The sequence below is a fragment of the Flavobacterium sp. B183 genome, from assembly GCF_023539155.1.
Lineage (GTDB): Bacteria > Bacteroidota > Bacteroidia > Flavobacteriales > Flavobacteriaceae > Flavobacterium > Flavobacterium tructae.
The window spans coordinates 1,232,241-1,245,150 of record NZ_CP097434.1 but is presented as its reverse complement, the minus strand read 5'-3'; the positions used below and the strand labels follow the sequence as shown (position 1 = coordinate 1,245,150).

General features: G+C 36.4%; 8 protein-coding genes. 6 read left to right on the top strand and 2 right to left on the bottom strand.

The window, feature by feature from the left end; all coding sequences use genetic code 11:
- Positions 1 to 5: 5 nt before the first annotated feature.
- The 5 genes from nuoL to M4I44_RS05495 all read left to right on the top strand — a co-directional run bounded on the left by nuoL (position 6) and on the right by M4I44_RS05495 (position 9,260).
- Entirely contained in the window at positions 6 to 1,889 is a 1,884-nt protein-coding gene (gene nuoL, locus M4I44_RS05515) for an NADH-quinone oxidoreductase subunit L (protein ID WP_249966739.1), read from the top strand.
- A 10-nt stretch (positions 1,890 to 1,899) separates the two neighbouring features.
- Positions 1,900 to 3,339 carry a NuoM family protein gene (locus M4I44_RS05510; RefSeq protein ID WP_249966738.1) on the top strand — a complete coding sequence of 480 codons (1,440 nt, stop codon included), beginning with the start codon at positions 1,900 to 1,902 and terminating at the stop codon, positions 3,337 to 3,339.
- A 68-nt stretch (positions 3,340 to 3,407) separates the two neighbouring features.
- A complete protein-coding gene (locus tag M4I44_RS05505) occupies positions 3,408 to 4,799 on the top strand; it encodes an NADH-quinone oxidoreductase subunit N (RefSeq protein ID WP_070906116.1) in 1,392 nt (463 codons plus the stop codon).
- A gap of 166 nt (positions 4,800 to 4,965) precedes the next feature.
- Positions 4,966 to 5,739 (top strand): Bax inhibitor-1/YccA family protein, encoded by a 774-nt coding sequence (locus M4I44_RS05500; RefSeq protein WP_249966737.1) that lies wholly within the window; start codon positions 4,966 to 4,968, stop codon positions 5,737 to 5,739.
- A 671-nt stretch (positions 5,740 to 6,410) separates the two neighbouring features.
- Positions 6,411 to 9,260 (top strand): T9SS type A sorting domain-containing protein, encoded by a 2,850-nt coding sequence (locus M4I44_RS05495; protein ID WP_249966736.1) that lies wholly within the window; start codon positions 6,411 to 6,413, stop codon positions 9,258 to 9,260.
- An 84-nt stretch (positions 9,261 to 9,344) separates the two neighbouring features.
- On the opposite strand, the gene M4I44_RS05490 is transcribed toward M4I44_RS05495, so the two are convergent.
- Both M4I44_RS05490 and M4I44_RS05485 read right to left on the bottom strand, forming a co-directional pair.
- Positions 9,345 to 10,088: a hypothetical protein gene (locus M4I44_RS05490; RefSeq protein WP_249966735.1), complete on the bottom strand. Its 744-nt coding sequence runs from the start codon at positions 10,086 to 10,088 to the stop codon at positions 9,345 to 9,347.
- Between the two features lie 108 nt (positions 10,089 to 10,196).
- A complete protein-coding gene (locus M4I44_RS05485; protein ID WP_017494592.1) occupies positions 10,197 to 11,750 on the bottom strand; it encodes an aldehyde dehydrogenase family protein in 1,554 nt (517 codons plus the stop codon).
- A gap of 181 nt (positions 11,751 to 11,931) precedes the next feature.
- On the opposite strand from M4I44_RS05485, the gene M4I44_RS05480 reads away from it, so the two are divergent.
- Positions 11,932 to 12,891: an MBL fold metallo-hydrolase gene (locus tag M4I44_RS05480; RefSeq protein WP_249966734.1), complete on the top strand. Its 960-nt coding sequence runs from the start codon at positions 11,932 to 11,934 to the stop codon at positions 12,889 to 12,891.
- Positions 12,892 to 12,910 lie beyond the last annotated feature (19 nt).

Below are 12,910 nucleotides of genomic sequence, written 5' to 3'. Positions count from 1 at the left end.
TAAAAATGGATACCAATTTAGCTTTACTTTTAGTTTTATCTCCTTTTTTAGGATTTTTAATCAATGTTTTCTTTGGCAAGAGCTTAGGAAAAACCGTTTCAGGAATCATCGGAACTGCTGCTGTAGTGGTTTCTTTTGCTGTTACTCTTTTCTTTTTCAATCAGGTGAGCCAAACCAAACAAGCGCTTCAGGTTACTTTATTTGACTGGATTCAAATTAGTAATTTAAAGATCAATCTTGGATTTTTATTAGATCAGTTGTCTTTACTTTGGTTGCTTTTCGTAACCGGTATCGGATCGCTGATTCATTTATACTCTATCAGCTATATGCACGACGATGAGAATATGCACAAGTTTTTTGCTTATTTGAATCTGTTCGTTTTCTTCATGATTACTCTTGTAATGGGAAGTAACTTATTAGTTTTATTCATCGGTTGGGAAGGTGTTGGACTTTGTTCCTACTTATTAATTGGATTCTGGCACAAAAACCAGGATTACAATGATGCTGCGAAAAAAGCATTCATCATGAACAGAATTGGAGATTTAGGTTTATTAATCGGAATGTTCATACTAGGTTCAATGTTCTCAACTTTAGATTATGCTACTTTAAAAACCGCAATCGCAGGAGCATCGAACTTAAATATCCCATTGCTTTCATTAGCTGCTTTATGTTTGTTTATTGGAGCTTGTGGTAAATCAGCACAAATTCCATTATACACCTGGTTGCCTGATGCGATGGCAGGACCAACTCCGGTATCTGCATTAATTCACGCTGCGACAATGGTTACAGCAGGTATCTTTATGATTACCCGTTTGAATTTTGTATTTGATTTAGCTCCGGATGTTCAGTCTGTTATCGCTGTTATTGGAGCTGTAACTTCATTAGTTGCTGCAACAATCGGTTTGGTTCAGACCGATATCAAAAAAGTATTGGCTTACTCTACCGTTTCTCAATTAGGTTTAATGTTTTTGGCCTTAGGATTTGGTGCTTATGAAGTAGCCGTTTTTCACGTAATTACTCATGCTTTCTTCAAAGCTTGTTTATTCTTAGGTTCAGGATCTGTAATTCATGGTTTACATGGAGAACAGGATATGCGTAAAATGGGTGGTTTGCGTAAAGCGATGCCTATCACTTTCTGGACAATGTTAATTTCATCATTAGCCATTTCAGGTGTTCCGTTTTTCTCCGGTTTCTTCTCTAAAGACGAAATTTTATTAACGGCGTTCCATCACAATATTCCTCTTTATGTAGTAGGATCTATTGCTTCTATCATGACAGCATTTTATATGTTCAGATTAATGTTCCTTACTTTCTTTAAAGATTTCAGAGGAACCGAAGAGCAAAAACACCACTTACACGAAAGTGACGGATTGATTACTTTTCCATTAGTGATTTTAGCTATTCTGGCTACTTTTGGAGGATTGATCAGTTTACCTGGAAACAGCTGGTTAAATGGTTACCTAGCCCCTCTTTTCACTAAAGTAGCAGGCGAAGAACATCATTTAGGCACAACAGAATACACTTTAATGGGTATTGCTGTTTTGGGTGGATTGTTAGGTATTTTAATTGCTTATGTGAAATACTTCAAACAGGATAATGTTCCGGAAGCGGACGAAAACATTACCGGCTTGACAAAAGTATTGTACAACAAATATTATGTAGACGAAGCTTACGATGCTATTTTCGTTCGCTCTATCAACGGATTATCAAGATTTTTCAGAGATTATATCGAAACTGGTCTATCTGCCCTTGTTTTTGGATTAGGAAAAGTAGCCAACGAATTGGCTTTTCAAGGTAAAAAATTACAAAACGGAAGTATCGGATTATATCTTTTTGCATTTGTTTTAGGGCTTTGTGCCATTGTTTCCTATATATTTTTAGCTAAATAATTTTACAACTATGAACGTTTCTCTTATATTAATTATTCTTCTAATTGGTGCATTTGCCACTTATTTTGTTGGTGACAAGCTAGCATCAAAAGTAGCTTTGTTCTTTAGTTTGGCGGCTTTAGGTTGTTCAATTGTTTTATTAAATCATTTTTCAGCTGGTGAGAATATCAGTCTGATCAATACCTGGATTACTCAGCCTAAAATTTCATTTGCCCTAAACGCAGATGGTTTAGGTATGGCGATGCTTTTGCTGACAGTAGCTTTAACTCCAATTATTATATTCTCTTCTTTTGGTAACGAATACAAAAATGCCAAAGGTTTTTATGCTCTAATTTTATTTATGGCTTTTGCTATGACAGGAACGTTCCTGGCAGCAGACGGTCTTTTATACTATATTTTCTGGGAGTTGGCGCTTATTCCAATTTACTTTATTGCCCTTATCTGGGGTAATGGTGATGCTGAAGAACGCAGAAAAGCAGTAGTTAAATTCTTTATCTACACACTGGCAGGTTCCTTATTCATGTTAGTTGCTTTTATCTACTTGTATCAAAAAGCCGGAAGCTTCTTAATTGAAGATTTGTACAAATTAAATTTATCAGCTTGCGAGCAATTATGGATATTCTTAGCCTTCTTTTTAGCGTATGCTATTAAAATTCCAATCATTCCTTTCCATACCTGGCAGGCAAACGTGTACCAAAAAGCACCAACGGTTGGAACAATGCTTTTATCCGGTATTATGTTAAAGATGGGATTGTACAGTGTTATTCGTTGGCAATTACCCCTTGCACCATTGGCTGCAAAAGAATACATGAACATCTTTATCGCTCTTGGAATTGCTGGTGTGATCTACGGATCAATTGTAGCTTTAAGACAAAAAGATTTGAAGAAATTATTGGCTTACTCGTCTTTGGCGCACGTTGGTTTAATTGCTGCGGGAACTTACACCCTAACTATTGATGGTTTACGCGGAGCTGTATTGCAAATGATTGCTCACGGTTTTGTGGTAGTAGGTTTATTTTATGCTGCCGAAATTATCTTTAGAAGATATGAAACCAAAGAAATTTCACAATTAGGCGGTATCCGTACACAATCTCCAAAATTCACTTCAATGTTTTTAATTTTGGTATTGGCTTCTGTTGCTTTACCAAGTACTTTTAACTTTGTTGGAGAATTTACTGTTTTGTATAGTCTTTCTCAAATTAATATCTGGTTTGCTGTTTTAGGCGGAACTACTATTATTTTAGGAGCTTATTATATGCTTAAAATGTTTCAAAATGTAATGTTGGGAGAAACCAATTCGAAAACTTTTGCAGATGTTTCTGTTAATGAAGGAATTTCATTAGTAGCGATTATTGCAGTGTTGATTTTCTTCGGATTCTATCCAAAACCAATTACAGATTTGATTACACCAAGTTTAGAAACGATTCTGAACGTTATCAATAAAAATTAAAAAATATTTTAAATAAAAATAAATTAGGGCGTCATTAGTTTTAGATTTCCTAAATCAAAAAAACAAAAATGAATACATTAATAGCTATAACAGGATTGGGTATTTTTTGCCTATTGTTTGAAATTCTTAATTTAAGAAAGGCCATTGTTCCTATTACCATCATTGGTTTACTAGGTGTTTTGGCGCTTAACTTTTACGAATTCGGATCAACAGCAAGTTACTATAACAATATGATTACAGTGAGTAAGTTCTCTGTGACATTTTCATCGTTGTTTATTGTGTTGACCATTTTCCTGGTAGCATTAAGTCATAATTTTTACGAAAATCATCCAACCAAAATCTCGGATTTTGTTGCGATCAAAGTATTTTTATTAGCCGGTGGAGTCGCTATGGTTTCTTTCGGAAACTTAGCAATGTTCTTCTTAGGAATTGAAATTCTGTCTATTGCTCTTTACGTTTTGGCTGCGAGCGATCGTTTGAATCTAAAAAGTAATGAAGCGGGTATGAAATATTTCTTAATGGGATCTTTTGCATCAGGAATCATTTTGTTCGGAATTTGTTTGATCTACGGAGCAATGGGAACTTTTGATGTAGCTGAAATCCACGAAGTCTCTTTATCTGCCGAATTGCCAATCTGGTTTCCAATCGGAATGATTTTGATGATTATTGGTATGTTGTTCAAAGTAGCAGCGGTTCCTTTTCATTTCTGGGCTCCGGATGTTTACGAAGGTTCTCCTGCGTTGACTACTGCTTTAATGAGTACTTTGGCAAAAGTTGTAGCAATCGCTACGCTTTATAAATTGGTTTCTGCATTGAATTTCATTCCATCACTAGACAATCAGGATCTTTTAGGAACTTTTGAAACTATTGTTGTAATCGTTTCGATCGCTTCTATGACTGTTGGAAATATAATGGCATTGCGTCAGGTAAATGTAAAACGTATGCTGGCATTCTCAGGAATCTCGCATGCCGGTTTTATGTTAATGACTTTGCTAACGATAGCAACCTCAGCAGGTGTTTTATTGTACTACACAGCTGCTTATGCATTGGCCGGAATCGCTGCATTTAGTGTTGTTTTATATGTGTGCAAAAATCAGGATAACGAAGATATTACCAATTTCCACGGTTTAGGAAAAACAAATCCTTTATTGGCGGCAATCCTTACAGGTTCGTTGTTGTCTATGGCCGGTATTCCTATTTTCTCTGGTTTCTTTGCTAAATTATTCTTGTTCAACCAAACCATTCAGGCAGGATACATTGCTTTAGTAATTGTAGCGGTTATCAACTCCATTATTAGTGTTGGATACTATTTCAAACTAATCTTAGCGATGTACTCTAAAGAACCGAATCAGGAGCGTACCGGAAAACCTTTCCTTATTTATGCGGTTGCAGTAATTTCAATTGCTTTAAACATTGCTTTAGGTTTATTCCCTTCTTTAGTTTTAGATCTTTTAAAATAAAAATTTCAACATCAAAATACGAGCCGTCAATTTTCATTGACGGCTTTTTTATTTACAGGAATAAAGCTTCAGAACAATCGCCCCGAACTGTTAAAAATTCCATAGTATTAAAGGCACATCAAAAAATATCGATTATATTTGATGAGTTTTTAAAACCAATTATATTATGAACTTTAATTCAAAAAATCCATTTTTAAGCAACAAGCATTTTTCCTCTAATGCTGTTTCAAAAGCTGAAGAAGTACATCAGGCACAAATTATCGACTACAATCAGGAGATGACTTTGTCCGGTACGATCAACAAAACGGCCATCTTGTTTTTAATTTTATGCGGATCGGCTATGGTAACGTGGTGGATGGCATTTAATGGTATGAATGTGATGCTGCCTGCTATTGGTGGTGCCATCATTGGACTAATTTTAGTTGTAATTTCAGCCTTCAAACCTCAGGCTTCTCCTTATTTAGCTCCTGGTTATGCTTTGTTTGAGGGATTATTCATTGGAGGAATTTCAGCCATCTTTGAAGCCAAATATCCCGGAATTGTAATTAACGCCGTTGGAGCAACTCTGGTTACTTTTTTAGTATGCCTTGGTTTATATAAATTCAGAATTGTAAAAGTAACAGAGCAATTTAAGTCAGTAGTTGTTGCGGCAACCCTAGCAATTGCTACCTATTATTTAATTTCATGGTTAGTTTCTTTATTCACAAGCTGGACTCCTGTTCACTATGGAAATTCAATGATGAGTATCGGAATTAGTGTTTTTGTGATTATTATTGCTGCGTTAAACTTATTCTTAGACTTTGATCAAATCGAAAAAGGAGTACAACAAAGAATGCCAAAATTTATGGAATGGTATGGTGCAATGGGACTAATTATCACACTAGTTTGGTTGTACATTGAATTCTTACGACTATTATCAAAATTATCAAGCAAAGATTAATTCTTTCCTTTTCTCATAACCAAAGCCTTTTGAAATATTCAAAAGGCTTTTTTTTATACTCTTACCTCTTCAGGATAGTACCAACTCCAAGTTAAACTATACTACTGTTTTTAAGCTTTCAGCCTGCTTTAAAACTTTATCTAATCAATACTGCGGAAGTTGACAGACACCCTTTCTCTACTACTTCCTTTTTTCATCTCAAAAACGATTAATATGGATTGTATATTCAATATAGTCCAATTGTATTGTGCTATTTTCATATTACATTGGAATAAAATAGAAGTAAAATCGATACAATTTTCAAACTCAAAAGGCATCAACAGACATAGAAAAGACGCCTTTTTTATCGCTATAACATAAATTACTCAAAATGTTATAAATCTATATTTTGGTTTTATTGCATTTGCTTTCTTCTCTCCATTATGCTCTCAAATGCAATAAAAATGCTACTTCACAAAATCTATCGTGTTTATGCAATAAATTACAATTAATGCAATTTATTACATTATCAATATTCAAAAGTATAATTTTTTATCATTTTTACTTTTTTATAACAAATATTTTACACATATCGAAAAATAATATATTTTTGTGTAATCGATTACAAATTTGTTTGTTGAATCAATACCCAAAAAATCACAAGAAACTTTATTAACCAAAAAACCACAATTATGAAAAAAAACCTACTTATTCTGCTGCTTTTACTGCTTACAGTTCCCTTATGGGCACAACAAATCCAAATTACCGAATCCTCGGGTTGGCTTGAATCGGCATTTGTTAAATGGCAACCTGTAAGCAATGCACAAACCTACAATGTGTATTACTCCGGTAATGGAGTCACCGATAAAAAAATTGACGACCAATTGATCAGAAGTTACGGGAGTTATTTTCGTGCAGACATTCCAGGTCTAAAAGCGGGATCTTATACCGTTAAGATCAAACCAGTCATTTCGGGTGCTGAAGGTACTGGTTCAACAACAGGTTCGTTAACCGTTACTGCCCAAGATCGTAATGGATTTGCTTTTGAGGGCGGACGCGTTCCGGGAGGATACAAAGCTGACGGAACTCCGAAAGACAATGCAGTTATTTTATACATCACGCAAAATACCAAAAACACTATTTCGATGAATATCACCGGAGCCAGTGCAAACCCTTGCGTTGGTTTACAAAACATATTGTATGCCATCAAAAAAGGAAAAGATACACGTCCGTTTATCATTCGTTTAATTGGAAATATTACCGACATGTCTGTGATGGAAGGCGGAGATGTTGTTATTGAAAATGCCAACAATGCAGCCAGTTATCTTACGATCGAAGGAATTGGAAATGATGCTGTTGCCAATGGCTGGGGCGTACGTTTGAAATCGGCATCAAACATTGAAGTAAGTAATCTTGGATTTATGAACTGCAACAGTACCGCAGGTGACAATGTTGGCATGCAGCAAGACAATGACCACGTTTGGGTGCACAACTGTGATTTGTTCTACGGAAATGCGGGAAGCGATGCTGATCAAATTAAGGGAGACGGAGCTTTAGACAATAAAACATCAACTTACATTACTCTGTCTTACAATCACTTTTGGGACAACGGAAAAGCAAGTCTTTTGGGTCTAAGCGAAGGCACTACAAGCGGTTTGTACATCACCTATCACCACAACTGGTTCGATCACTCTGATTCGCGCCATCCCCGCGTTCGTTATTATTCTGCTCACATTTACAACAATTATTTTGATGGTGTTGCCAAATACGGTTCGGGTTCTACATTAGGATCTTCGTTATTCGTGGAGGGAAACTATTTCCGAAACAGTAAACACCCCATGTTAACTTCTTTGCAGGGAACTGATATCTGGGACGAAACCAATCAGGTAAACAATGCCGGAACTATGGGAACCTTTTCAGGTGAAGCTGGAGGATCAATTAAAGCTTTCAACAATACCTTTGACGCTTCAAACGGAACTAATAACATGCGTTTTGTAGCCTACAATGATCCTAATCCGTTATACAATATTTCAGGAAAAATTAGCTCCACAACCGACTTCGATGCTTATGTTGCCACGACAAGGGGAGAAACAATAAGCAGCGCTGTTAAATCTAAATCCGGAGCAAATACGTATAATAATTTTGATACAGACGCTACACTATACGTAAAAAATTTAACCATCGAACAACCGGCGACTGCTAAAACAAAAGTAACTCAATACGCCGGACGTGTTTCAGGAGGTGATTTAAAATGGACATTTGACAATAGTATCGATGATACTTCTTCAATAGTAATCACGGCACTTAAATCGGCACTTACCAATTACACAGGGGCTTTGGTTGCTGTACAAGGGGAAGGCAATCCGCCTACAAGTTCTCAAACCCTAACTTCAACTTCCAATAACAATCAAACTGTAACCAGCGGTACTGCTATTGGGACAATTGTTTTCACTTGGGGAGGCGACGCAACGGATGCAACGGTTACCGGTTTGCCGGCATCAGGAATTAGTTTTGTAAAAAATGCAAGCGCCAAAACAATCACCATTACCGGAACTCCAACGGCTAATGTTTCCTACTCTATCGCAACTACCGGAACAGGAACTCCGGCAACGGGTACAGGAACTATTACGGTAACCACAGCCGGCACGCAAACACTCACATCCACAAACAATAACAGTCAAACGGTTGCCAGCGGAAACGCAATTGCAACGATTGTTTTCACTTGGGGAGGAAATGCGACAGATGCTACAGTTACAGGATTGCCTGCTTCAGGAATTAGTTTTGTAAAAAATACCAGTGCCAAAACGATCACGATTACAGGAACTCCAACTGCTAACGTATCCTATTCGATAGCTACAATAGGAACCGGAACACCAGCAACAGGTTCGGGAATTATTAGCGTTACTACCGGAACACCTGCCGGAGATGAGATTCATAACTTTACAACATCCGGAAAAACAAGTTCCTTTTATACCATTACCGGAAATATGAATTCAACTAACGGATCCGTAACCTATGCGGGATTAACTCTTACAGCACGTCTTAAAATAGAATCAAGTACTACCGTTACCTATACTACTACGAGTCCTTCTACTTTGACCCTAGTTTTTGATGCTAACTTTACTGGAACCGTTAAAGTAAATAATGTCTCGTACACTGCATCTGCCGGAATTGTATCCGCAACTATCCCTGCGGGTTCCAATACCATTACAAAAGGTTCTGTTGCTAATTTGTTCTACATCAGCACGGATTACAATAGCGGAAGTACGTTAAGAACGGCACAAACATCATCAGAAATCACATCAGAATCAAAAACTTCAAAAGTGATTTTATATCCAAATCCGGTTGCTGATGTTTTATACTTCTCCGAATCAGTACAAAGTATAGAAAAAGTTCAGGTGTACAATATGTCGGGAACTTTAGTAAAAAGTGTGAGCAAAAATGTGGAAAGCATTGATGTAAGTAACTTAATTTCGGGTACCTACTTGGTAAAAGTTTATACTAATGAAGGCTCGTTCAATCAAACTGTACTAAAAAAATAAAGCGCTCAATAGTTTAAAATTCAAAAAGGCTTCCAAATTTGGAAGCCTTTTAATTTTCAAAATCTTAAATAATATACTTTTAATTTACCAACTGGCCTGCGGAAGAGTCTCTACAATTGTATCCGGATTATCTCTTGCAAATAACATTTGTCGTTTCAATTTAAATTCTCCTATTTGATGTTCACTTGGCATACTATCATGCAATGTATTCGTAACTTCATGATCATATTTGCCTGAAATAAGATCATATTCACTCGTAAGCCACGAACCTGCACCTGAATGAAAAGTACCAATACTAATAAGAACTAATTTATCATCTATATACTTATATACAGCTTCTCTATTACCAGCTGGTCCCATTCCCTCAAGCAAAATATGCAATTTCTTTTCAGAATCTATAGAAATATCACCAAGTCTAAAATAATCTGGATATTCCGGACCTACTGCTTCCCATGAAAGGTCTTGTAATTTATATCCTCCGCTTTCTTGCTGCAAAAGCACCAAAGTTGGACGTGAGTCTGCGCTATCATTAGTATTCTGCAAAACAATTACAACATCTTTAAGGTTGTCATCATTTAAAAATCCTTCCGCTTGCATTTTTATTTCGCAAGGTTCTAAAACAAAATCCTGGATACTTTTTCCAGTTTTTGGAAACTGAAGTTCTTTTAAAGTTACTATAGATTCATCACTTTCATACCCGTCCTCTTCTCCTTCAAAAGTGTTTTGATTCAACGTATCTTTAATCGCTACTGCCGTTTTTTCATCTGTTTTTTTACTACAACTTATCATAAAAGCTGTCAAAAACAATAAAAGTATTTTTCGATTCATTTAATACCAATTTTCAATCAAAAATAAACAAACTACTACAAATCGAACATAAAAAAACGCTTATTTCATTTATCTGAAACAAGCGCTTTTTAAATGAGTTAAATTAAATTACAAATCAAATTTAATTCCTTGTGCCAAAGGCAGACTCGTTGTATAATTGATTGTATTGGTCTGACGACGCATGTAAATTTTCCAGGCATCGGATCCTGACTCACGACCGCCTCCGGTTTCTTTTTCTCCACCAAAAGCACCTCCAATTTCAGCACCAGAAGTTCCGATATTTACGTTGGCAATTCCGCAATCAGAACCCACTACTGATAAAAATCTTTCTGCTTCACGCAAATTATTTGTCATAATTGCTGATGATAATCCCTGTGCAACTCCGTTTTGAAAATCGATCGCGTTATCCACCTCTCCCGAATATTTAATCAGATACAACACCGGAGCAAATGTTTCATGTTGTACAATTTCAAATGAATTTTGTGCCTCCGCAATTGCAGGTTTTACATAACAGCCGCTTTCGTAACCTTCTCCAGAAAGAACTCCACCTTCCACGAGGATTTTTCCTCCTTCGGCAACTACTTTGTTTAATGCTTTAGCATACTGCTCCACCGCATGTGTATCAATAAGTGGTCCCACATGATTGTTTTCATCCAATGGGTTTCCAATTCTTAATTGTTTGTAAGCCGCCACCAAAGCATCTTTTACTTTATCATAAATACTTTCGTGAATAATTAGTCGGCGTGTTGAAGTACAACGTTGTCCGGCTGTACCCACAGCTCCGAAAACAGCACCAATAACCGTCATTTTAATATCGGCATCCGGAGTAACGATAATAGCATTGTTTCCTCCTAACTCTAACAATGATTTCCCTAAACGTCCGGCAACAGCCTGCGCTACAATTTTCCCCATACGGGTTGAGCCTGTAGCTGAAACTAATGGGATTCTGGTATCGGCTGTCATTAATTCTCCTATTTTATAATCACCGTTGATCAAACAAGAGATCCCTTCCGGTAAATTATTTTCTTTGATCACCTGAGCGATAATGTTCTGACAGGCAATCCCGCAAAGAGGTGTTTTTTCAGAAGGTTTCCAAACACAAACATCTCCGGAAATCCACGCCAAAGCCGTGTTCCAGGACCAAACTGCTACCGGAAAGTTAAACGCCGAAATGATTCCCACAACTCCTAAAGAATGGTATTGCTCGTACATACGATGTCCCGGTCTTTCTGAATGCATCGTTAATCCGTGAAGCTGACGCGATAAACCCACTGCAAAATCACAAATGTCAATCATTTCCTGTACTTCACCGTAACCTTCTTGCAATGATTTACCCATTTCGTAGGAAACCAACTTACCAAGCGCTTCTTTATTGTCACGAAGCTTTTGTCCAAACTGACGCACAATTTCTCCACGTTGTGGTGCAGGAATTAAACGAAAACTTTTAAAAGCTTCTGTAGCTGCCTGCATAACTTTTTCATAATCCTCAGGCGTCGACATTTTTACTGATGCTATTAATTTTCCATCAACCGGTGAAAAGCTGTTTAAAATTTCTCCTGAAGAAAAATTCTCCAGCCCCGTTGATGTTCCTTCGTTTATTGATTTGATGCCCAATTTTTCCAGAGCCTCATTCATTCCAAACTGTGATGCTATTGTTGTCATTGTAACTTTTTTTGTTAAAATTGTTATATTTTTATGTAAAGATATTATTTCGGACCGAAAATAGACCAAACTAATTTGTTAAAATCAGGTAAATTTAGCTTTAATTAAAATGAATTACAGCTTTCTATCATGATTTATTCGTCTTAATTGATGAAATTTGTGGCACTAAAATTACTCTAATATGTCTATTCTTAACCGGTTTTTAATCTGTTTCCTTTTAATTTCAGTTCAGGCCTTTTCTCAAAAAGAACAAAAATCTTCCTTTCAAGTGGTTCCGTTAGGCATAAAAGGAGGAATAGATGAGAAGAATCTTTCTGCTTATTTAGTTGCCCCTACTCATACCAATGATTTTATCTGTTTAGATGCCGGAACTGTGAATGCCGGAATTGAAAAAGCAATTGAAAACAAGGTTTTTAAGGTTTCAACCAGCGAAGTATTGCGAAAATACATCAAAGGGTATTTTATTTCTCATGCACATTTAGATCATGTTTCAGGTTTAATAATCAACTCTCCCGCAGATTCTTCCAAGACAGTTTATGCCACTGAAAAATGTATGGAAATGATGGAAAGTCACTATTTCAACGATCAGACCTGGGCCAATTTTGGAGATAAAGGTCCCGGAACTCCATTAAAAAAATACCATTTTCAGACTTTAAATATAGGAGAAGAAATTCCGATTACCAATACCACGATGATGGCAAAAGCATTTCCGTTAAGTCATGTGAATCCGTTTGAAAGCACTGCCTTCTTAATTAAAAATGGAGAATCGTATATTCTCTATCTGGGCGATACCGGTCCTGATGCTGTAGAGAAAAACGACAAATTAAAGTCGCTCTGGACTTCAGTTGCGCCTTTGGTTAAAAGCAAACAATTAAAAGGTATTTTTATCGAGGTTTCCTTCCCAAATGAACAGCCGGATCAATTTTTATTCGGACATCTTACTCCAAATTATCTCATGAAAGAGCTTCATGTTTTAGAAGAATTAGCAGGAAAAGGTACTTTGAATGGTTTCCCTATTATCGTGACTCATCTCAAACCACCTGTTAAGAATATTACAAAACTAAAAGAGCAGCTGCAAAAACAAAATGACTTAAAGATTAAAATTATTTATCCTGAACAAGGAAAAAGATTTGAATTGTAGTATCTAAAATTTAAACCCG